This is a genomic window from Hymenobacter arizonensis (genome assembly GCF_900115775.1).
Taxonomy (GTDB): Bacteria; Bacteroidota; Bacteroidia; order Cytophagales; family Hymenobacteraceae; genus Hymenobacter; species Hymenobacter arizonensis.
In genome coordinates this window covers 207220-228482 of the sequence record NZ_FOXS01000004.1, presented here as the reverse complement: position 1 = coordinate 228482, position 21263 = coordinate 207220, and the positions used below count along the sequence as shown (strand labels likewise).

Below are 21263 nucleotides of genomic sequence, written 5' to 3'. Positions count from 1 at the left end.
CAGGCAAAAAATACTAGCTGTTGGCTGCTGAGAAAGAGCCAATTATTCATCTCGTAAGCAAAGCGTGGGGTTGGTGCGGGAGGCTTTCCACGCTTGGGTGCCAATGGTGAGCCACGCCACGGCCAGGGCCACGAGGCCGGCGCCCAGGAAATACCAGTACTCCAAACCTATTCGGTACTCGAAGCCATCCAGCCACTGCTTCACGACCACGTAGCTGACCGGCAAGGCCAGCAGAATCGCCGCCCCGACGAGCTTGGTGAGGTCGCTCGAGAGCAGGTAAACGATGCTGAGTTCACTTGCCCCCAAGACCTTGCGGATGCCAATTTCCTTGCGCCGCTTTTCCGCGGTAAAGGCCGTTAGGCCAAACAAACCCAGGCACGAAACAAGAATGGCCAAGGCGGCGAAATATTGGGCCAGCACCCCGACGCGCCGTTCGGACGCGTACTGGGCCTGATAGTCTTCGTCGAGAAAACGGTGGGTCAGCGTATATCCCGGATTAAAGGCCGCGTAGAACTGGCGAAGCCGCCCGATGGTCTCCTGCTCCCGACCCGGGGCCAAGCGAACCAGAACGGTACCGACTGCCTTAGGCTCCAGCCGAAAAATAAAGGGCCTCACTTTCTCGTGCAGCGACTGGTGGTGAAAGTCCTTCGCCACGCCCACAATCCGCTGCCCACCCAGCACCTGGCCCACCGGGTTTTTCATGCCGAAGCTGGCCACGAGGGCCTCGTTGACGATAATCTGAAAGCTGTCGGAGCGGAACTGGGGAGAAAAGCTGCGGCCTTCTTTCAGCGTAATGCCCAAGGTTTCGAGCATGTCGTAGGTCACGCCCAGGTGGTGGACGGTACTTTCCCGGCCTTGCCACTCCATCGGGCCTCCCGGGCCATCATAGGTGTTCACAAACGCGCCCCAGAAGCCGGTGGCGTTCACCACGCCCGGCAGCCGCTTTAGCTCGGCCAGAAACGCCTCGGGCTGCTGGGCCGCTTTGCCTGCCGCTTCGAAGGCGACCACGCCGCGGCGGTCGTAGCCCAGGTCCTTGCTTTGCACAAAGGCAATCTGGCGCTGGATGACCCAGACGCAGACGATGAACAGCACGGAGAGCATGAACTGGAACACCACCAAGCCCTTGCGCGTCCACAGGTCGGCCAGGGAACCGACGAGCCGGCCCTTGAGGACCGCCACCGGCGGCAGCCCCGATAGGTAGAAGGCCGGGTAGCTGCCGGCCAGCAGCCCCGTGAGCAAAGCCAGGCCGAGCGCCGCCGCCACCAGGTGCGGCTGGAACGCCAAGGCGAGCTGCTTGCCGGTGATGGCGTTGAACTGGGGCAGCAGCAGCTCGACCAAAACCAGCGCAATCAGCAACGCAAGAAAGCTCATGAGCACCGATTCCGCCAAAAAGTGCGCGACCAACGAAAAGCGGCTGGCCCCCAAGGTTTTCTTAATTCCGATTTCCTTCAACCGGCGCGAGGCCTTCGCCGTGGCTAGGTTCATGAAGTTGATGCAGGCAATGGCTAGAATGAACACCGCAATGGCCGAAAACAGCTTGACGTACTCTATCCGCCCGCCCGACGGCACGCCGTTGGTGTACTCCCCGAAGAGGTACTTATTAGCATAGGGCTGCACCAGCAGGGCGCGTTCCTTGTTCGTGCTCAGCTTGCGCTGGAGTAGGCCGCCAATCTTCGCTCGAAACTCCGACTCCTTAGCCCCTTCGCGCAGCACCACAAAGGTGCCGAAGGGCCCGTCATCGGCCCAATTCATCGACCTGCCCATTTTCATGATGCCCTTGAAGGCCTCGAAGCTGAGCACACAGTCGAAGCGCTCGGTAGAATTGGCGGGAATGGGCCCGAAGACGCCCGTCACGAGGACGGTTTGCTTCAGGTCGACCATCTGCCATTCCAACGTTTTGCCCACGGCATTCGCCGCCGTGCCGAACAACGCGGCGGCCATTTCCTGCGATAGCACCACGGCGGCATGGCTGGCCAGCACCTGACCGGGGTCGCCTTCGAGCAGGTTGTAAGAAAAGATGCGGAAAAAGTCTTTGCTGGCGTATATGGCGTTTGCCCGTACGTTTTTTTCCTGGGCCACCAGCGTAAACCCGGGAAAGAAATTGGTCGGCGTGGCCACGGCCGCGTACTCGATTTCGGGCATTTCCTCGGCCAGCGCCTCGGCCAGCAGCGGCGCCGTGCCGTACTTGGTATCGATGCCCTCGGCCGTGCGCTGGTTTTCCAGCACTTGGAACAGCCGCCCGGTCGTGGCATGGTACCGGTCGAAGCTCCATTCATCGTGCACCCACAGGTAGATGGTAAGCGCCCCCGCCAAGCCCACCGACAAGCCAACCAGATTGATAAAAAAGGTCGTTTTGAACCGCTTGAAGTTTCGGTAAATCAGAAGCAGGGAATGCTGAAGCATGGGTTCGGCAGATTAGGCGTGAGCGCATCAGAGAATGAATGTGCGCGAGTTGCGGCGCTACACGTGCGCGTGTTCGAGCACCACCTGCCCATCCAGTAGGCGGATGACGCGGTGGGCGTAGCGGGCGTCGTGCTCGGAGTGCGTGACCATGATGATGGTGGTGCCGGCCTCGTTGAGCTCGGTGAGAAGCTCCATCACCTCGTTGCCGTTGCTGGAATCGAGGTTGCCGGTGGGTTCGTCGGCAAGTATCAGGCTGGGGCTGTTGACTACGGCGCGGGCCACAGCCACGCGCTGCTGCTGCCCGCCCGAAAGCTGCTGCGGGAAGTGGTTGCGCCGGTGCATAATCTGCATTTTTTCCAGCACCTTGGCCACTTTCTCTTTGCGCTCGGCTGCACCTACGCCGAGGTAAATCAGCGGCAGCTCCACGTTTTCGAATACCGTCAGTTCCTCAATCAAGTTGAAGCTCTGAAACACGAAGCCGATGTGCTTTTTGCGCAGCTCGGCGCGGCGGCGCTCGGCCGCCTTGGCAACTTCAGTACCGGCGAAGGAGAAGTTGCCGCCATCGGGCTCGTCGAGCAGGCCCAGGATGTTGAGCAGCGTGGATTTCCCGCAACCCGACGGCCCCATGATGGCTACAAACTCGCCTTCGTTCACGGTTAGCGACACGTTGTTGAGGGCCTTGGTTTGCACTTCTTCGGTGCGGTAAATTTTCTCGAGGTTTTCGATTTTAATCATGGGAGTGGGCTGGTTAGAAGGGTTGGCACTTTTTTGCAGAAAATGGATGAGAAAAGCGGTATGTGTTCTATTGAGCGCAGTCGGGGTAACCTCACCCCCGGCCCCTCTCCCGCGGAGAGGGGAGCCACGGCACAAGCGCCAAACCGGTTCCCCCTCTCCACGGGAGAGGGGGTCAGGGGGTGAGGTTACCCAGCAGAACGTTCTTTTAATTTCAGGTCTAAGACTGATTTACTGCGCTTTCGCTTTAAGCTCCAGCTCCCCCATCTTCTCATACCCTTCGTAGCTGGAGGTGATGACCTGGTCGCCGGGCTTGAGGCCGTCGAGCACTTCGTAGTAGTCCGGGTTTTGACGGCCCAGGCGGATGTCGGTTTTGTAGGCTTTGGTGCCGTCGGCGCTCACCTTGAAAATCCAGTTGCCGCCGGTTTTCTGGTTGAAGCCGCCGCGGGGCACGCGCAGGGCCACGGTTTGGTCGCTTAGGGTTAGGCGCACGGGCACGGTCTGGCCGCGGCGCAGGTCGGGAGGCGGGGGACCGGCAAACTCAAGGTCAACCTGCACGCCCTGGGTCACCTGCGTGAAAATCTTCTTCACGCTCAACTCATAGGGCTTTTCGTTCACGGTTATGATGCCTTTTTGGCCCGGGAAGATGCGCGAGATGTAATACTGGTCGAGGGTGGCGCGCACCTTGAGGCCGGTGAGCATGTCGAGCTGGCCGATGCGCTGGCCGCGGGTTTTCAGCTCCCCGATTTCGGCGTTGAGCGAAGTGATGCGGCCGGCCGTTGGCGCCTTGATGGTGAGGTCGTCGAGCTTGCGGCGCATCAGGGCGAGGTTGTTTTGCATGCGGCCTACCGACTGCTGCATCTGGTCGATTTGCTCGCGCATGGCGGTGGAGTCCTGCCGCAGGGCCTGGCGGCTGAGCTGCTTGCGGCGCAGCTGGTAATCGTAGGCATTCTTGGTCTGCTGGTACTCCTGGCGGGCAATTACCTTCTGGTCGAAAAGGCTCTTGTTGAGGTCGTGCAGCCGCTTGGCCTCGCGCAGCTGGTTCTCGATTTCGGCCTGCTGGTTGAGCTGCTGAATGCGGTTTTGCTGGAGCAGGTTGCGCGTGTTTTGGAGGTTGTTCATCAGGTCGAACACGGCCGTTTCGCGGTTCACCATTTCCAGCTGCAAGTCGGTATTGGCCAGTTGAATGATGGGCTGGCCGGCAGTGAGCGTGGCCCCATCTTCCACCAGAATGCGCTGCACCGTGCCGCCTTCGGGCGCATCGAGGTAAATGGTTTTAATGGGCATCACGATGCCATCAACGGGCACAAACTCTTGAAACGGCCCGCGGGTGACCGGGCTGATGGTCAGCCGCTCGGGGTCAACGTTGAGCTTGGCTGGGCCGGCTGACGTGAGCAGCATGGCCGCTACGGCTACTACCAGCAGTAGCAGCGCACCCAACAGCATCAGTCGAGCCGGGGTCCAGATTTTCTTTTTGATGATGACATCCATGTCCTTGGCAGCGTTTGCTTTGCCTCCCGAAGAAGCAGTTGTGAACAGCAGACGAAGAACGATGCCAATTTAGTAAATTATTGATTTATAGTTTATTGTACGCAAAGCGTACCGTTACAACCCCGATACTGTTCGATTTTGATACAGCTGCCGTTCGGTTCTGATACACTGCTGACACCCGGCACCGCATAAAAGGGCTCGCCAGCGCTCAGAAGATGGTTTTTAGAAACTAGTACAATTGTGGCTAGTATTTCGGTGCTTAGCACCCGGGATGGGACGCGGGTTCCTGTTTTGATTTGTTTGGTACGCTCCATGGTCTTGAAGAAAGCGCGTGTTTTGGTGGTTGACGACGACACGGACGTGCTGTTTGCCGTGCGCATGCTGCTCAAGCCTGAGGTGCAGGAAGTGGTGACCGAGAAGAACCCCGAGCTGCTGCTCTCGCTGCTGAGCAAGCAGCGCTTCGACGTCATTTTCCTGGACATGAATTACAAAAGCACCCTCGGCACGGGCAACGAGGGGCTGTACTGGCTGGGTCGCATTCGCGAAAAAGACCCCACGGCCACGGTCATCATGATTACCGCCCACGGGGAAATCAGCACGGCGGTGCGCTCACTAAAGGCCGGCGCCACCGATTTTATTGTAAAACCCTGGCACAATGCTCAGTTGCTGGAAACTCTGGCCGCGGCTGTCGAATCGAAGGAAGCAGGCCGTGTGTCGGGCGCGCCCGCTGCGCCCCGCCGTGCGGCTTCGTTTGCCGAGTTTGCGCTGCTGGGCGAGTCGGAAGCCATGCAGGAGGTGTTCCATAAAGTGGAAAAAGTGGCTCCGACCGAGGCGAACATCCTCCTGCTGGGCGAGAACGGCACTGGCAAGGAGCTGGTGGCTAAAGCCCTCCATCAAAAGTCCTTCCGGGCAGCCAGGCCGTTTGTGACAGCCGACCTAGCGGCCATGAGCGAAGGCATCTTCGAGAGCGAGCTATTTGGGCACAAGAAGGGCGCGTTTACCGATGCCCGAGAAGACCGAATCGGGCGCTTTGCCGCGGCTTCGGGCGGCACCTTGTTTCTGGATGAAATCGGCAACATTTCCCTGGCCCAGCAGGCCAAGCTGCTCACGGCGCTGCAAAACCGGCAAATCATTCCGGTGGGCAGCAACGCGCCGGTGGCCATCGATATCCGGCTGATTTCGGCCACCAACGCGCCGCTGTATGAGCTCGCAGCCCAGCAGCAGTTTCGCAAAGACTTGATTTACCGACTCAATACCGTCGAAATCACGCTGCCGCCCCTGCGGGCTCGTGGCGACGATGTGCTGCTGCTGGCCCGCCACTTTGCTGGCATCTACGCGGCCCGCAACCGCAAGCCTACGCCCAGCTTTGAGACCGCCACTTTGCAGAAACTGCGGCAACACAGCTGGCCCGGCAACGTGCGCGAGCTGCAGCACACCGTAGAGCGGGCCGTTATTCTGGCCGATGGCGATACGCTGCGCCCGCAAGATTTTCACTTCTCAGCCATGGAAACAGCAGTTTCTAGCACCGCCGGGCCACTGCCCGCCGAGGGCCCTCTGCAGCTGAGTGAAATAGAAAAAAGCACCATTCTGCGCGTGATTGAGCGCCACAACGGCAACATCACCAAGGCTGCCAAGGAGCTTGGCATTACCCGTACGGCCCTCTACCGCCGCCTCGAAAAACATGACCTTTAAGCGGCTGGAAATTGGCATAGTGCTGCGGCTGCTTGTGCTGCTCGGGCTGCTGTATGCCGCCGAGCGGGCCTGGGAGCACGGAAAATACGCGTTGCTGGGTTTGGCAGTGCTGCTGCTGGTGCTGGCGGTGTGGGAGCTGGGCCGGCACGTTACGCGCGGCAACCAGGCCCTGGCCGATTTTCTGGTGGCGGTGCAATACCGCGACTTTTCGCAACACTTCAACGAAGCCCACCCCAACCGTACCCTGCGGCCGCTGCACGCGGCGTTCAATCAGCTCAGTGCCACGTTCCGGCAGCTCAGCGCCGAGCGCGAGGCGCAATTCACTTACCTGCAAACGGTGCTGCAGCTCATCGATACGGGCATTATTTCCTATGATGCATCCGGCACGGTGGAGTCCATCAACGAGTCGTTTAAGCGGACGCTGGAACTGCCTTACCTCAAGAGCATGGCCACGCTGCAAAAGCGGCTGCCGGTGCTGCACGAGGCCATTGGCCAGCTGCAGCCGGGGGCTTCCACGGTTGTGAAGCTCGCGGTGGGCAGCAAAACCATGCAGCTGCTGCTGTCGGCTACGTCGTTCCGGCTGCAGGGCCGCGAGTTTACGCTGGTGGCCTTCAAAAACGTAAGCCACGCCCTGGACGAAACTGAAACCGAAGCCTGGCAAAAGCTGCTGCGCGTGATGACCCACGAAATTATGAATTCGGTGGCGCCCATTGCCTCGTTGGCTGACACGCTGCGGCGAGACTTACGCCGGGAGCTGGATGCTGCAGCCCCGCCCGTGCAGGCCCTGCTGGGCGATGTGGTTGAGGGCATCGGCATCATTCAAAACCGCAGCGAAGGGCTGCTGCGATTTTCGCAGGTCTACCGCGACTTCAGCACCATTAGCACGCCGCAGCTGACCACCGTGTATTTGCAGGAGCTGTTTCGCAGCATCCGCGGCCTGATGACTCCGCAGCTGGCGGAAACCAGCATCGAGCTGCTGGCCTCGGTAGAACCAGCCGACCTGTGCCTGCAAGCCGATTCGCGCCTCATGGAGCAGGTGCTCATCAACCTCGTGCTAAATGCCGCTTACGCCGTGCGCGAAAGCCCGCAGCCGCGCATCGAGCTTCGGGCGCTTCAGCAGGAAGATGGCCGCGTCGTTATTGATGTAATCGACAACGGGACCGGCATTACGCCCGACGTGCTGGATAGCATTTTCATTCCCTTTTTCACAACCCGAAGAGGCGGCACTGGCATTGGGCTTAGTCTGGCCAAGCAGATTATGCGCCTGCACAAGGGCAGCATCAAAGTGCAATCTGTGCCAGGTCAGGGGACTGATTTACGGCTGGAATTCTAATGAACGATGTAGAGACGCGACACTTCGCGTCTCGGCGTTGAACGGTGACGTTGAATCGATTCGAATGGCGCGGACACCGAGACGCGAAGTGTCGCGTCTCTACATCGTTCTATTGTACCGCAAGCGTACTATTCGACTAGCTGGGCATAAAGGCGGCTCAGCTTTTCACTGGCATCGACGCAGAGACCGGGGTGTACGGGTGAGGTTTGTACCACGGTGCTGCGCGTGGCGGTGAGCCAGCGGAATCGCTCGGCAATGGGCAGTTGGCCGATGGTGCCGCCAGTGGCGCGGCCCTGGCAAATGCGGGCGAAGGCTTGTAGGCGGTCGGTTATCTCTTCCAGGTCGAGGTCGGGCGCGAAGGCCTGCAGCCGGGCTTCGGGTAGCTCGAAGCGGGTTTCGAGGAAGCCTTGCGACCGGCAGTACACGATGACGCCCACGTTGAGGAATTCTTCGCGCTCGACGCGGGGCACCACGCGGAGCACGGCGTACTCAAATAATTGCATTGCGAGCATCCTGGGCTTCCTGAACAAAGGTTTCTGATGCCGCTAAGCGGGTTTCCAGGAAGCGGACGTAGTCGTCGCGCTGCTGCTGAGGTGGGGCGTCGCCATTGGTTAGCCATTCGTCGGGCACCAGGGCGACGATGGCGCGGATGCGCTCGGGCGTGAGCTGGGCACGGCTCTCGGCTTCAACTTCGGCTAGCTCGCTGGCGCGGGGCAGCAGCACGTGGTCTTTCACTTGGGGGAAGGGGCGCGGGCGGGGCTTGGCCCACTCGGGGCCGGCGTGGTGGGCGTAGAGCGCGGCGCCGTGGTCGATGAGCCACAATTCCTTGTGCCACATGAGCAGGTTGGTGTTGCGGGCGGTGCGGTCCACGTTCAGCGTGAGGCAGTCGAGCCACACGATTTGGGAGGCCAGCCGCGGCTCGATGGTGGTGACCAGAGCATCGAAAGTGATAGCACCGGAGAGGTAGTGCAGCGCCAGATTGCGGCCGGTGCTGGCCTGCAGCAAATCCTGGATTTCCTCATCGGGCTCGGTGCGGCCGAAGGCTTCGTCCAGTTCGCAAAAAACCAGCTCCGGCACGCGCAGGCCGAGGGTGCGGGCCATTTCACCTACGATAAGCTCGGCGATGAGGGCTTTGACGCCCTGGCCTGCGCCCCGGAATTTCAGGACGTAAAGGAAGTTATCGTCGGCTTCGACCAGGGCGGGGAGGGAGCCGCCTTCCCGGAGGGGGGTCACGTAGCGTGTTACGGCTACGGTTCGAAGTTCTAAGGCAGGAGTTTCCGGCATACTGCTCGTTTGGTTGAAGAAGCGGTGCAAAGGACGGATAAATTGGGGGGTTTGTGGGTGGCTTCTTTCACGCAGGCACCTCACCCCCCGACCCCCTCTCCCGCGGAGAGGGGGAGCCTGACGAATTTTGGTTAGATGCAGAAGGCCCCATTGCTGCTTAGCAATGGGGCCTTCTGCATCTTCTGGTGTTTGAACTGAGCATTGTGCTTGCGCCGTGGCTCCCCCTCTCCGCGGGAAAGGGGGTCGGGGGGTGAGGTGCCCCTACCGCTTCGGCCGCACGGCCAGGTAATCCAGGAAATACAGCACCTTCACCGACACCGAGTTATTGTGCGGGGTGTTGATGGTGTTGTTGAAATTATTGAAGTACTGTGGGGTGGCTTCTTCGGCCTGCAGGTAGGTGGTGCCGGCATTTTTCCATACCACGCTTATTTGCGAGCCGGGGGCGAACCACCAGGAATACACCGCGTCCACGTTGAAGGCGTTGTAGGTGTTGTCGCGGTTGCGACGGTAGTCAACCAGCTGCTCCTCTCCGTTTTTGCTCAAGGTCGAGAACCCGTTATAGTGCACGTTGCTGGTGTAGTGGCGCACGCGCAGCGTGAAGGCCATGCGGTTGGTGAAGGTGTAGGCCGCGGACACGACGTTGGACACCGTCGATACGTCGCGCAGGCCGAGCATGATTTGGCCCATGAAAGGTCGGTCGAGAATTTCGTTGCTGTCCATTCCGCCGTTGACGTAGCCAATTTGGTTGGCGCGCAGGCTCCAGTCGATGCTGTAGCGGATGGTGAAGTGGTCGTTGAAACGAAAGCGTGGGTAGGCGCCTAAGCTGTAGCCCGTGCGGCGGGGCCGGGGCAGGCGCTCGTCGCGGTTGTAGTGCTGCAGGCCGGCGTTGAGGCCGTAGGCGAATTTCTTGCGCGAGTCCGAATTTAGGAACCACTCGATGCGGGCATTGCCGGGCACTCGCACGTAGTGGCTGCCTAGTGGGAAGGTCCGGGGCTCGAAATAGTCGTGCGTGACGGGGTCGTAGTTGAAATCGAACCCGATTTGGTTGAAGCTTTTTGTGAATGTGGTGTTTGAGCCCAGATAGAAATTAACCGCCCGATACAGCGTGGGCTTGTAGAGCAGCGTGTGGCTAGCTACCCCGAAAATGGCGAAGTTGTTGACCTTCCAGAACGGCTTGAACTTGCGGTACACCAGTTGGGCCGACTGCGAAATATTGTTGTTGCCGAACAGGATGCCCAAGTCATTGGGGTTGTAGGTGTCCGACTCGATGCCGTGGTCAACCTGCCAGGTGAAGTTGCCGCTCACCTTACCGAAGTTCAGGTAGTATTTATAGCCGTCGCGGTCGCTGACTTGTTCTTCAGAATTGAAGTTTGTGCCCCGGCGCCGGGAGTACACCACGCGGCCTTCGGTGGCGTAGGAGTTGCTCTTGTTGGCGAAGCGGAACAGGCCGCCGGTCACGTTGGCGTCGTAGGTGCTGCCGGCCCGTGTCACGTTGGTGTTGATGAGCGAGACGAAGGAGTTATTCTTCAGGCTTTGGTCAAGCACCGCGATGTTGTAGTTGCTGAAGGGCTGCGTGAGCACCTCGCGTTCCTCGCCGGTTTCTTTGTTGCGGATGGTGGCGTACACGTTATTGCTCAACGCATTGAAGATGCCTACGCCCAGGCCTTTGCTGGTGCGGCCCGATATCTTGGTGGCGTTCAGAAGCGGTGTCTCGGAGGGGTTGCGCACGATACGCTCGTTGGGGCCGGCCACGGTGCTGTAGAAGCCGATGGGCGTGGCACCCACCCTTCGCGAGTAGAAGAGGTTGCCTTTGTTAAACAGCTCGGTGCCTTCGGTGAAGAACTGGCGGTTTTCGTTGAACTGCACCTCGAACGGCGAGAGGTTGAGCACCTGGTTGTCGCTCTGCACCTGCCCGAAGTCGGGTACGAGCGTGGCGTCGAGCGTGAAGCTTTCGTTGATGCCCCACTTCACGTCGGCCCCGCCGTTGAAGCTGGTGGTAGTGCGGCGCGTGCCCTCGGCGTTCAGCGGATTGTGATTGACGTAGCTCGACACGTAGGGCGTGAGCGAGAGGCGCAACGGCGGCTTGAGGTCGCGCAGGCCGGTGAGCACGCCCCACTGGTTTACAAAGCCATCGACGCCGGGCTTCACCTCGTTCCAGAAAAAGGCCTGGTTGTCGCGCTTGCGCTGCCGCATAAAGTTTAGGCCCCACTGCTGCACGGCGGCCGTGCTGAAGCGCAGGGCCGAGTAGGGAATGCGGATTTCGGCCACCCAGTCGGTGCCTTGCAGCGAGGTGCGGCTTTCCCACACGGCGTTCCAGTTGAAGTCTTCGCCGCTGGCAGGCGAGTAGCGGGCGTCCATCTGCACGCCGCCGGTGGTCACGAAAAAGGCGTAGCCGTTGAGCTTGTCCTCGTAGGTATCGAGGAAAATGGCGATGAAGTCGGTGTTGCCAAAATTGTCGCGGTCGGTGAGCTCGCGCGGAATCGAATCCTGCGACACGTCGTGCATGATGGCGCCCACGTAAATAGCGGCTTCGTCGTAGAGCACGCGCACCTCGGTGGGGTGCTTTTCGTGCGGGCCGGGGTTGGGCCGGTTCTGAATAAAATCGGTAGCCACGGCCGCCTCGCGCCATACAGCCTCGTCGAGCACGCCGTCGAGCTTCACGGGCTGGCTCATGCGCAGGGCCGCCAGCTGGCGCTTGGGGGCCAAGGTGGCGGCGGGCGTGGCGTCGGCGGCGGGGGCTTGGGCCATTGCCTGCGGCAAGAAAAGCCCTGTCAGACAACCGAATAATAAGAAGAATCGCAGAGAAAAGGTCGACGTCATGTTGGTGACTAGTTTGCAGAAGGTGCGGAAAGACGAATCAGCGTAGGCTTGGGCTGCTTACTTATCGACCAAAAATCTCTACACAACGGGGCAGAGCTGAACGGCTGGCAACGAGTCACTCACCAAGCGCCAGCCAGCGTTCTGACCACCAGCGACTAGGGTTGCAGCCCAGGCTTGCGGTGGCGCCCCAACCCCGTTGTTTAGAATCCGCTGGCCACCTATGTAGCCAGGGCAATGCGATAATGAATAAAGAGCTCCTTTTGAGGCGTGGCAAGCCCGATAAAAGCCTGCCTAAGCCTCATTTCGCGTGGAAACTCTCGTTGTTTTAAATGGTTACTTCCGTTTGCGGAAATAAACGTCGTTGCTGATGGATTCGAGCTTGACGGTGGAACCGCTGCCTTGCAGGGTGCCCTTGAGCTGGTAGCCCACGATGGGTTTATCCTTGCGATTGGTGAAGGCAATGTCCTGGTCGGTGTATACTTCCCCCGTAATGGTTTTGAGGGAAAGCTCGGCGCCTTTGTTGGCGGGCCAGGCCACGTCCACAAAACCACTGATGGATTTGGCATCGATGGCCCCGTTGAGGCCCGAAATGTCGATGTTGCCGCTGATGGTGTTCACGCGCACTACTGCGTCTGCAGGCACCGTGATTTCGTATAGTATGTCGGCACAAACCTGGTTCACGGTGCGGCCTTCGCGGTCATGGCCGCCGATGACTTTGCCGTCGATAATGGTGGTGTTGTAGGTGTCGCCGTAATAGGAACCGCCGTTTGGGCAGTCGCCGGGCTGGGCGTTGCGCAGCATTTCCTTGTCGAACTCCGAACTCCATTTGACCTCTTCGCCGCTCTGTTCCATGGTGAGCAGCAGGGCATCGTTGAGCTTGTTTTGGTTGATGTTTACCGAAGTTCTCACGGTCATTTTGCCGTTGGCGCCACTCCGAATGCGGATGTTGCTGGCCTGCTTCAGATTGAGGTAAATGCGCTGCCCAGCACGTAGGTCTGCGCTTTTTTCGATGATTTTCTGAGCCGAGGCCGACTGGGTGCCACTCGCGGCAAGAACCAGGAAAAGGAGAAACAGGCAGTAGCGCATGATTGCAGAGAAAGAAGGTGAAAGGCTGGATTTGAGATTTGTTTGAACAGAAAAAGGACGTCATGCTGATAAAACAGACCGTCATGCCGAGCGCAGCCGAGGCATCTCGCGTGCAGCAGTAATCCAATCATTTGTCATGCTGAGCTTGCGAAGCACCTTATCCCAGCTGAACTAATCGTTGAGGCGTGAGAAGATGCTTCGTGCCTCAGCATGACAGACGTCTAGCAACGAAGCGGGCGAGATACCTCGGCTGCGCTCGGCATGACGTTCTTTTTTACTTGGCCATCCTACTTGGCCGTCCTACTTGGCTTTGCGGACGAAAATATCGCCGCTCACCGTTTTGAGTGACACAGTGTTGCCACCGCCGCCGTTGATGCTGCCGTCAACTACCTGGCCGCCGATGTGCCGCATGTTGTTGTCGTCTTTACCCAGATTCATGTCGAAGTCGGTGTAGACCTCGCCCGACACGGAGCGGAGCTTCAGGGTGGCCTTGGTGTTGGTGGGCAGGCTCACGTCGACGTCGCCGCTTACGGTGGAGATGGACGTGGGGCCCTGGCGCAGGGGCGCAAACCGCACCTGAATGTCTCCGCTCACGGTGTTGGCCACCACGGGGCCGGTCACGTTGGTGAGCTTGATGTCACCGTTTTTCACGTTAATCTCCAGGTCGCCGTTCACGTTGGCGAGTTGGATATCGCCGCCGTTCCAGTTCGTTTGATTGTACTGCACGGCCGAGTTGCGCGGCACTCGAATGATGTACTTGGTGTCTTTGCGCGAGGCCTTCACAATGCGCACTGTGTTGTCCTGCTGCGTCACCGCCAGACCGATTTTGGTGTTATCGACCGCCGCATTGTATACGGGGCGCAGGCCCTCGGCGCGCTTGTTGGGCTCTTCGTAGCCGTTGCCGGTTATCACGAGGTCATTGCCGTCGATGCCTTCCACTGTCACATCGCTGCCCTGCATGTCGATGACGATTTTGCGGTCTTTGCCGCCGAGTTTGGTTCGGTATTCCTGGGCCTGTCCGGTGTGGGCGGCCAGCACTCCCGCCAAAGCGAGTAAAATGAGCTTATTCATATTGAAATAGTTGACAAGTGAGGTCCTAGCGCGGCGCCGGTGGGTGCCAGCGCCGCGTGCAGAAAAGAGGTGAGAAAAGGGTAAAAAATTATGGGTGAAATCAGGTCGTCATGCAGAGCGCAGCGAAGCATCTCGCTTGGGAATAACTCAATCGTTGAGCGATGCAAGCGAGATGCTTCGCTGCGCTCTGCATGACGGTTTTAAATCAGTTTACCAATGCCGGCCTCGGCCTGGGCCCGCACCACGGGCAGGGCATCAGCGCGCTTAGACAGGCGTTCGAGCTGGGGCACGGCGCGGCGCACGCGCATCGATACGACCATGTCAATCAGGGTAATTTGCACGTTGGGGTCGGTTTGGATGGCGAGCGAATTCACTAGGCCTTCGCGCACTCGTTGGTCGTCGCGCAGGCGGTAGAGAGCTTCGCAGGCAGCCAGGCGCACGTTGGGGCTGGGGTCGAAGTTGAGGGTGTTGAGGAGCACCTGCACGGTGGGGTCGCCGGGCTCGGTTTCCTTGGCCGAATTGCTCACCAGCTTGATGCGGTCGCTGGCTGATACGCGGTTCCGGCCGGCGTTCAGAGCCTCGTTCAACGAATTGCGCGAGGAGGCATCAGCCGTGGTGGCGGCCAAACCGTCGTTGGCCCGGTTGCCCCAAGGCAGCTGGCGACCCAGGAACACGCCGGCGGCAATGAGAACGATGCTGGCGGCGATGCGCATCCAGTTGTTGGCGAGTGCGGCGGGCCACATCGATACCACTTTGGCTTCAGGCGGGGCGGGCGGGGCTACAGCGGGTGCCTGGGGTTGCAGCAGTGACTTTTGCTGCTCCAGCATGGCCATAAAGTTGGCGCGGAGGGCGGTGCGGGGCACTTCGGGCAGGGCCGCGTCGAGGTCGTCGGTGAGGGCGCGGAGTTGGGTTACCTGGAGCTGGCAACTGGGGCAGGTGGCCAAGTGGGCGGCCACGTGCTCGGCCTCGGCGGCGGGCAGGCTGCGCTCGGCGTAGGCCGGGAGCAAGGCTTCCATCTCGTGGCAGGCAGAAAGTTCAGGCGTTTTCATTGGCTTAGTTGGCGAAATAGATTTTGCGCAGGGCTTGCAGGGCGCGGTGGGCCTTCACGCGGGCGGCCTCGGCGGTGCAGCCCAGCAGCTTTCCGATTTCCTCATAGCCGAAGCCCTGAAAGCGGTTCAGCACCAGGATTTCGCGCTGCGGGGTGGGCAGCAGGGCGAGGGCTTCGTGGAGGTCGTCGTGGTGGCTGCTGACGCGCATTTGAGAAAATGCTGCGCCGCGCAGGCCGCCGGTGCGCTCCACTTCTTCCACATCGGAGGCGCGGAGCTTTTCCTTGCGCTGCCAGTAGTCGGCGTGCACGTTGCGGGCCATTTGGTACACCCAGGCTTTGAAGGGCTGGGTGGGCTGGTAACTGCTGCGGTATTTAAGGATGCGCTCGAACACGGTTTGGGTGAGGTCTTCGCTGGTTTCGCGGTCGTTGGTGAGGCGGGTGAGGTAGTTGAACAGAGGCCCGTGGTAGCGCTCGAACAAGGGCACGAGCTGGTCGAGGTCATCGCCCTTCACTGCGGCCATTAGTTCTTCGTCGCTGGTACTCGTGGTGGTCACGGGTGAGGATTTGGGGGTGAGTTGAAAGGAGTACCGGGCTTTGGTCTATTCGTTACAAGGGGTCGAAACTATTTTTTCGCAGGCTCAATAATGCGCTGAAAAAGCACGTCATGCTGAGCGGAGCCGAAGCATCTCTACCGCATTACTAAAATCAATTAGTTACGCAGTAGAGATGCTTCGGCTCCGCTCAGCATGACGTGCTGTAGTTTGTAGCAGTTGGTGGTGTGACCAGCTAATAGCCACACGACATTACTTCAACCAAGCCCTACTTGGCCTTACGCAGGTAAACATTGCCGTTGAAGGTTTTCATCATCACTTCGGCGCCGCCGCCGTTCACTTTGCCGTAGGTCCACTCATCGGTGCTGATGCGGTAGAGGCCGTTTTGGTTCGTTCGGGTCACGCGCGGGCGGTCCTTGTCCACTTCCACGTCGAAGTCGCTGTACACTTCGCCGCGTTCCGATTTCATTTTGAGCGCGGCTTTGGCGTTGCTGGGGAAGGTCACGTCCACCTTGCCATTGAGGGTGGAAAAGGCCATGGGCGAGCCCGTTTTCACGTTTTTGAAGGTGGCTATCAGGTTGCCGTTTACAGTATTGGCCAGGGCTGAGCCCGATACCTGGTTGAGGGTAATGGAGCCGTTGACGTTGGTCACTTCAATCTCGCCCGCCACGTTTTCAACCGTGATGTTGCCATTGTTGACAGTGCTAATCTTGAGCGAAAAGTTCTGGGGCACTTTAATGTTCAGGTCGATGGACCGGGCGTGCGATTCCGTAGAAATTTCGATGCGGTTGTTCTTCTCTTCCGCCGTCAGGTTGAGGCTGGTGCCGGCCGAGAGGCGGCGCATGCCGCCGGGGGCAGGCTGCTCGCTGCGGCTGCTTTTGCGAGCCCGCACCGAGGCGTCAATCACCACGTCCTTGCCGTTGTAGCCGGTCACCTGGATGGAGCCGTTCACTAGGCCTACTTCTAGCGAACCGGGCTTGTTGGGCGAGCTAAGGGCTACCACGAGCTGTTCCTTAACTTCTTTGGTATCGTCCTGGGCAAAGCCTGGCAGGGCGTGGTTGAGTAACAAAAGGGCGAGGATAGCCAGGCGCACAGGGTGCGCAAAGGCCATTCGAATGGAGTAGTTCATTGTAGTTGGTTGATTTGCTATTTTTTGCTCACGGTCACGTTGCCGTTGAGGGTTTCGAAGCGGAAGTCAGGTCCGCCTTTGCCAATGCGCACGGCCGTTTCCTTGGTGATTTTGTACACGGTGCCGCCGCCCTTGCCTTCCTTGTTTTTGGTGACTTGCACGGGCAGCATTTCGGCGTTGGCGAAGTCGGTGTAGAACTCGCCGTGCATGCTTTTGAAATGCATGTCGGCGCCGAGGCTGGAAGGGTACTTCACCTTAATCTGCCCGTTGATGGTTTTGTAGCTGGAGGCGCCGGGCGGGTTGGCGGCGTAGGTGGCTTCCACGTTGCCGTTCACGGTGTGGGCCTTGGTGGTGCCTTTCACGTTGGCGAGCTTGATGGGGCCGTTCACGTTGCTCACGTTCAGCGGGCCGGTCACGTCCTGCACCTGCACCGAGCCTTGGTTGACGGTCGAAATGCGAAGGTTGAGCTGGTAGGGCACTTTCACCACGTAGTCGAATTCGTAGCGGTACTCTATTTCCTTGTGGTTCCATTCGCCGCGGTAGTTGTTACGGGGGCGGGAGTCGAAGGGCCCGGCCATGTACACAATCACGCTGTCGTTGCGCTGCAGGAAGCCCAGCGTGGCTTCGGCTTTGCCTTCCTCCAGGGTTTTGGCGTCGTTGGCGCGGATGATTTTGGTGGCTTCCACTATCACCTTGTTGCCGGAGTAGCCCTGCACCTCAACGGAGCCGTGAATGTTGTACAAGGCCAGCGTGCTGCGCTCGGCAGGGGCCGTCAGCGTAAACTCCTTGCTGATTTGCTCCTTGAATTCTTTGCTTTGAGCCCAGCAAACGCTGCTAGACAGCAACAAAAGCAGCGTGCTGAGGCTGGGGAGAAACGAGAGTCTGGTCATTGGATGGAGGGGTTATGGGCTCGGCAGACCGGCCGTTAGACAAGGTTTGAATGCTTTGTTCGATTTTGCTTTTCACCGATTCTTCGAGATTGTCCTGCTTCAGCAGCTCGCGCAGCGGCTTCACCGAGCGGGGGTCCTGCAGTTGCACCATGGCATCGGCCAGGGCCGTTTGCACCAGCGGCGAGTCCTGGTACTTGAGGGCCCTCACCAGGCCGAGGCGCACGGTGGGGTCCTGTGCCAGCGGCGTGAGGGCTTCCAGCGTGGCCAGGCGCACGTTCACGTTGTCGTCGTGGTTAAGGGTGCTCAGCAGGGCTTCTACCACCCGGGCGGTGGGGGCTTCCAGCTCTTTGGTGTAGTTCACGGCTTTCAGGCGCTTGGTAGCCGAGGGGTTTTCGATGAGGGCCAGCATCATCACTTGGCGCATCTGGCCTACCTGGGCGGCCAGAGCGGCCACTTCCTGCTGGTCGGCCGACTGGGTAGACGTGCGCTGGCCGTTCAGCCAATACCCGCCAATGAGGCCAACTCCTACCAGGCAGGCGCTGTACACCAGCCGCAGCAGCGGCAGCGGAACCTGCAGCTCAAGCCACCATTGCCACAGGCCCTTGAGCGAGTAGTCGGGCGCAGGCTTGGCCGACTCACGGAAGGTGCCGAGCATGGCGTAGAAGTCGGTGCGGATGTGCTCGCTGGGCTCGGGCACGCGCACTTTGCCCAGGGTTTGCCACACGCCCTGCACGGCTTGCAGCTCTTCGCGGCAGTCGGCGCACTCGGCTAGGTGGGCCTGCAGGGCGGCTTGCTCCTCGCTGGAGAGTTGACTGCTCAGGTAGTCTACTAATTGTTCTTTGGTGCGTTCACAGTTCATAGCGTAGCTTAATTTTCGATGCGTAGGTAGGCGGTTTTCAATTCGTTCATGGCGCGGTGCACGCGCACCTTCACGGCGCCTTCGGTGGTGTTGAGCACCTGGGCAATCTGGGCGTATTTCATCTCCTGAAACCGGCTCAGCACCAGCACTTCGCGGTTATCGGGGCTCAGCTTGGCCAGGGCCTGGTGCAGCAGGGTCACGTCCTGGGCTTGTTCGAGGCCGGCGTCGGCGGGGCTGCCTCCGCCGAGGTGGTCGGCCAGGGCGGCCACATCGGTGTGGTGGGTTGCGTGGCGGTCCTTCTTGAGGTAGTCGGCAAGTACGTTGCGGGCCAGGTGGTACATCCAGGTGCGAAACTCGCCGTCGCCGGTGAAGGTGTGGCGGTACTTCAGCATGCGGTAGAACACGTTTTGCACGAGGTCCTCGCTGGCGTCGGCCCGGCCCAGCATGTGGTAGAGAAAGCCAAAGAGCTGCCGATGGTAGCGCTCAAAGAGCAGTCCCATGCGGTCCACGTCGCCGGCTTTCACCCGCAGCATTAATGCATTATCCGATAGCGAGTCCAACCTGATGCGATGGGGTTTTAGGGTATTTGATTGTGGACACCGCGCCTACTTGGGAAGGTTACAGAAATGTGGCATTTTTTTCAGTAATGCCCAGCCAGGAGCCACAACACTGCCAGCTGTTAACCTTGGATAATGAGGAAGATTCCCATTTGTAAATGGCTGTGCTTAATTATTTTAGCTAAATAATTAATGGCTTTTTTTGCAACCGCCCCCCTCCCGCCTGCCGTACAAGCCCCCAACGACTTAATCCCGTTTTAATTTATCAGAGGCCTTCGGGTTGCCACCTATTGTTCCCTTCTTCCTTTCCACACATTCAACTAGCTAAACATGAAAACGACCAAAATTTTGATTGCTGCCTTGTTAGCCACGGGCCTGAGCACTACCGCTTTTGCTCAGACCGGCACCACTTCGGGCTCGACTGGCGGCAGCACGACTGGCTCTACCAGCGGCTCTATGGGCACTACATCAGGCACCAGCACTAGCGGAACGATGGGCACTACCTCGGGCGCCAGCACCAGCGGAACAATGGGCTCGACCAGTGGCAGCACCTCGGGCTCGCGCGGCACCAGCACCAGTGGCACCACTGGCGGCAGCACCAGCGGCTCGATGGGTACGACCTCGGGCTCGACTGGTGGCAGCACGGCTGGCTCTACCAGCGGTTCGATGGGCACCACTTCGGGAACTACCAGCGGTTCTATGGGCTCTACTTCGGGCACTACCAGCGGCAGCGGCTCGATGGGTACTACCTCAGGTTCCGGCTCAGGGTCGGGTTCGATGGGCACCACCAGCGGCTCGATGGGCGGCTCTACGAGTGGCAGCGGCAGCACTAGTGGTTCCAGCATGTCGGGCAGCGGCGGCAGCCGTTCCGGCAGCAACTCGGGCCGTGGCACCAAGTCCAAAGCCAAGAAGACCAACACCCGCAGCTCTTCGAGAAGCTCGTCCGGCCAGGGCGGTTCTTCTAATCAGTAAACATTAGCGGTTCAAGGCCGCAAACAAGCAAAAAGCCGGCTGCTTCTATCGAAGCAGCCGGCTTTTTGCTTTGTTCTTGGTGCTAAGCTTTATAAAAAGTCATTTCTTGCTGGCAGGCCTATTCCTGAATACCACGGCACGAGTTCAAGCCGTGGCCTCAGGCACCGGTGCGCGGGGTCAACCAGAACCAGACTGCCATCCCGCCCGCCAACCGGTCCCTTAATTAAACACCATTTAGGTGCCGTCGCAAGTGTAGCCCACCGCCACCAACCGCGATGCCCAACCGAGCCGCTAAGCCTCTGATTAGGGCGCTTACGCCGCTAGCGAGTCCAACCCGATGCGATAGGATTTTAGATTTGATTGTAGCCATCGAGCTAATCCGTGAAGGTTAAAGAACTATGTCATTTCGTTCGAAGACGCCGGCATACAGCTCGGCAATTTTGCTATTTATAGTCTGTATAAGAGCTACATAATATATTATAAGTTCTTGATTTTATAGATATTACAAAGGATTCTTATCACGTTTTTGCCAACGCAATCGATACCTCTACCGTACAAGCAGCCGGTGTCGCCGCCTAGCAGCAAGCACCCTTTTCCATTCTAACTTATAGCCTACCCTTCCCTTCCACATTTCTAACCTACTGAACATGAAAACGACCAAAATCCTAATCGCCGCATTGTTGACCATGGGCCTGAGCACTGCTGCTTTCGCTCAAACCACTACTTCGGGCACCACCAGCGGTACTACCAGCGGCACCACTACTGGCGCCCGCACTACCAGTGGCACCACATCGGGTACCATGGGTACTACCTCGGGTACCACCAGCGGCACCATGGGCACTACCTCGGGCTCAACCAGCGGTACCATGGGCACCACTTCGGGCTCGACTAGCGGCACGATGGGCACCACCAGCGGTACGATGGGTACTACTAGCGGCACCATGGGTACTACTTCGGGCACCACCAGCGGTACTACCAGCGGCACCACGTCGGGTACCATGGGTACTACCTCGGGCACGATGGGCACGACCAGCGGCACCACGTCGGGCACCACTAGCGGCACGATGGGTACCACGTCGGGCACGACCAGCGGCACGATGGGCACTACGTCGGGCACAATGGACAACAGCGGCACGATGGATAACAGCGGCACCGGCACCATGTCGGGCAGCGACAATTCTTCGAGCACCCGCAAATCGGGTCGTGCTACCAAGACCAAAACCAAGAAGACCAACACCCGTAGCTCTTCTAACAACTAGTAACCTTTTGCGGCTCAGAGCCGTAAGCGTTTGTAAGCCGGCTGTTTCCTTGGAAGCAGCCGGCTTTTTGGCTTTATACTCATTTA

18 protein-coding genes are annotated in these 21263 nt (G+C 59.3%); 2 read left to right on the top strand and 16 right to left on the bottom strand.

What is annotated here, in order from left to right; translation table 11 throughout:
* Window positions 1-42 precede the first annotated feature (42 nt).
* From BMZ66_RS15395 to BMZ66_RS15385, 3 genes are all read right to left on the bottom strand, one after another.
* The gene (locus BMZ66_RS15395) at window positions 43-2403 is read right to left on the bottom strand and encodes an FtsX-like permease family protein (RefSeq protein ID WP_092675472.1); all 2361 of its coding nucleotides are present in this window, start codon (window positions 2401-2403) and stop codon (window positions 43-45) included.
* A 57-nt stretch (window positions 2404-2460) separates the two neighbouring features.
* Complete coding sequence (locus BMZ66_RS15390; RefSeq protein WP_092675469.1) at window positions 2461-3138, bottom strand: ABC transporter ATP-binding protein; 678 nt, start codon at window positions 3136-3138, stop codon at window positions 2461-2463.
* A gap of 228 nt (window positions 3139-3366) precedes the next feature.
* The gene (locus BMZ66_RS15385; protein ID WP_092675465.1) at window positions 3367-4626 is read right to left on the bottom strand and encodes an efflux RND transporter periplasmic adaptor subunit; all 1260 of its coding nucleotides are present in this window, start codon (window positions 4624-4626) and stop codon (window positions 3367-3369) included.
* Window positions 4627-4938: 312 nt separating this feature from the next.
* Here BMZ66_RS15385 and BMZ66_RS15380 point away from each other — a divergent pair, with 312 nt between their 5' ends.
* On the top strand, window positions 4939-6318 hold the full coding sequence (locus BMZ66_RS15380) for a sigma-54-dependent transcriptional regulator (RefSeq protein WP_092675462.1): 1380 nt from the start codon (window positions 4939-4941) through the stop codon (window positions 6316-6318).
* Window positions 6308-7651: a sensor histidine kinase gene (locus tag BMZ66_RS15375; protein ID WP_092675458.1), complete on the top strand. Its 1344-nt coding sequence runs from the start codon at window positions 6308-6310 to the stop codon at window positions 7649-7651. Before BMZ66_RS15380 ends, BMZ66_RS15375 begins: the two co-directional genes overlap by 11 nt.
* 128 nt (window positions 7652-7779) lie before the next feature.
* Here BMZ66_RS15375 and BMZ66_RS15370 read toward each other — a convergent pair whose 3' ends face one another.
* From BMZ66_RS15370 to BMZ66_RS25575, 13 genes are all read right to left on the bottom strand, one after another.
* Window positions 7780-8154: a DUF3037 domain-containing protein gene (locus tag BMZ66_RS15370; protein ID WP_092675455.1), complete on the bottom strand. Its 375-nt coding sequence runs from the start codon at window positions 8152-8154 to the stop codon at window positions 7780-7782.
* Window positions 8141-8935 (bottom strand): HipA family kinase, encoded by a 795-nt coding sequence (locus BMZ66_RS15365; protein ID WP_092676137.1) that lies wholly within the window; start codon window positions 8933-8935, stop codon window positions 8141-8143. Before BMZ66_RS15365 ends, BMZ66_RS15370 begins: the two co-directional genes overlap by 14 nt.
* 261 nt (window positions 8936-9196) lie before the next feature.
* Window positions 9197-11683 carry a DUF5916 domain-containing protein gene (locus BMZ66_RS15360; protein ID WP_177204754.1) on the bottom strand — a complete coding sequence of 829 codons (2487 nt, stop codon included), beginning with the start codon at window positions 11681-11683 and terminating at the stop codon, window positions 9197-9199.
* A gap of 405 nt (window positions 11684-12088) precedes the next feature.
* Window positions 12089-12841, bottom strand: coding sequence for a DUF4097 family beta strand repeat-containing protein (locus BMZ66_RS15355; protein WP_092675447.1), 753 nt, complete (start codon window positions 12839-12841; stop codon window positions 12089-12091).
* A gap of 300 nt (window positions 12842-13141) precedes the next feature.
* A complete protein-coding gene (locus BMZ66_RS15350) occupies window positions 13142-13912 on the bottom strand; it encodes a DUF4097 family beta strand repeat-containing protein (RefSeq protein ID WP_092675443.1) in 771 nt (256 codons plus the stop codon).
* A 200-nt stretch (window positions 13913-14112) separates the two neighbouring features.
* Window positions 14113-14961, bottom strand: coding sequence for a zf-HC2 domain-containing protein (locus tag BMZ66_RS15345; RefSeq protein ID WP_092675440.1), 849 nt, complete (start codon window positions 14959-14961; stop codon window positions 14113-14115).
* A gap of 4 nt (window positions 14962-14965) precedes the next feature.
* On the bottom strand, window positions 14966-15514 hold the full coding sequence (locus tag BMZ66_RS15340; protein WP_092675437.1) for an RNA polymerase sigma factor: 549 nt from the start codon (window positions 15512-15514) through the stop codon (window positions 14966-14968).
* 265 nt (window positions 15515-15779) lie between these two features.
* Entirely contained in the window at window positions 15780-16640 is an 861-nt protein-coding gene (locus tag BMZ66_RS15335) for a DUF4097 family beta strand repeat-containing protein (protein ID WP_234795113.1), read from the bottom strand.
* 17 nt (window positions 16641-16657) lie between these two features.
* Window positions 16658-17530: a DUF4097 family beta strand repeat-containing protein gene (locus BMZ66_RS15330; protein ID WP_234795112.1), complete on the bottom strand. Its 873-nt coding sequence runs from the start codon at window positions 17528-17530 to the stop codon at window positions 16658-16660.
* Complete coding sequence (locus BMZ66_RS15325; RefSeq protein WP_092675431.1) at window positions 17475-18389, bottom strand: HEAT repeat domain-containing protein; 915 nt, start codon at window positions 18387-18389, stop codon at window positions 17475-17477. The genes BMZ66_RS15330 and BMZ66_RS15325 overlap by 56 nt, the downstream gene beginning before the upstream one ends.
* Before the next feature lie 8 nt (window positions 18390-18397).
* On the bottom strand, window positions 18398-18922 hold the full coding sequence (locus BMZ66_RS15320; RefSeq protein WP_092675428.1) for an RNA polymerase sigma factor: 525 nt from the start codon (window positions 18920-18922) through the stop codon (window positions 18398-18400).
* Window positions 18923-19341: 419 nt separating this feature from the next.
* Complete coding sequence (locus BMZ66_RS15315; RefSeq protein WP_092675425.1) at window positions 19342-19848, bottom strand: hypothetical protein; 507 nt, start codon at window positions 19846-19848, stop codon at window positions 19342-19344.
* 782 nt (window positions 19849-20630) lie between these two features.
* Window positions 20631-21131 carry a hypothetical protein gene (locus BMZ66_RS25575; RefSeq protein ID WP_177204753.1) on the bottom strand — a complete coding sequence of 167 codons (501 nt, stop codon included), beginning with the start codon at window positions 21129-21131 and terminating at the stop codon, window positions 20631-20633.
* Between the last annotated feature and the right edge of the window lie 132 nt (window positions 21132-21263).

Coding starts and splice junctions, on each gene's coding strand:
- BMZ66_RS15395 (WP_092675472.1), bottom strand. CDS start 2,403: ATGCTTCAGCATTCCCTGCTTCTGATTTACCGAAACTTCAAGCGGTTC.
- BMZ66_RS15390 (WP_092675469.1), bottom strand. CDS start 3,138: ATGATTAAAATCGAAAACCTCGAGAAAATTTACCGCACCGAAGAAGTG.
- BMZ66_RS15385 (WP_092675465.1), bottom strand. CDS start 4,626: ATGGATGTCATCATCAAAAAGAAAATCTGGACCCCGGCTCGACTGATG.
- BMZ66_RS15380 (WP_092675462.1), top strand. CDS start 4,939: ATGGTCTTGAAGAAAGCGCGTGTTTTGGTGGTTGACGACGACACGGAC.
- BMZ66_RS15375 (WP_092675458.1), top strand. CDS start 6,308: ATGACCTTTAAGCGGCTGGAAATTGGCATAGTGCTGCGGCTGCTTGTG.
- BMZ66_RS15370 (WP_092675455.1), bottom strand. CDS start 8,154: ATGCAATTATTTGAGTACGCCGTGCTCCGCGTGGTGCCCCGCGTCGAG.
- BMZ66_RS15365 (WP_092676137.1), bottom strand. CDS start 8,935: ATGCCGGAAACTCCTGCCTTAGAACTTCGAACCGTAGCCGTAACACGC.
- BMZ66_RS15360 (WP_177204754.1), bottom strand. CDS start 11,683: ATGGCCCAAGCCCCCGCCGCCGACGCCACGCCCGCCGCCACCTTGGCC.
- BMZ66_RS15355 (WP_092675447.1), bottom strand. CDS start 12,841: ATGCGCTACTGCCTGTTTCTCCTTTTCCTGGTTCTTGCCGCGAGTGGC.
- BMZ66_RS15350 (WP_092675443.1), bottom strand. CDS start 13,912: ATGAATAAGCTCATTTTACTCGCTTTGGCGGGAGTGCTGGCCGCCCAC.
- BMZ66_RS15345 (WP_092675440.1), bottom strand. CDS start 14,961: ATGAAAACGCCTGAACTTTCTGCCTGCCACGAGATGGAAGCCTTGCTC.
- BMZ66_RS15335 (WP_234795113.1), bottom strand. CDS start 16,640: ATGAACTACTCCATTCGAATGGCCTTTGCGCACCCTGTGCGCCTGGCT.
- BMZ66_RS15330 (WP_234795112.1), bottom strand. CDS start 17,530: ATGACCAGACTCTCGTTTCTCCCCAGCCTCAGCACGCTGCTTTTGTTG.
- BMZ66_RS15325 (WP_092675431.1), bottom strand. CDS start 18,389: ATGAACTGTGAACGCACCAAAGAACAATTAGTAGACTACCTGAGCAGT.
- BMZ66_RS15320 (WP_092675428.1), bottom strand. CDS start 18,922: ATGCTGCGGGTGAAAGCCGGCGACGTGGACCGCATGGGACTGCTCTTT.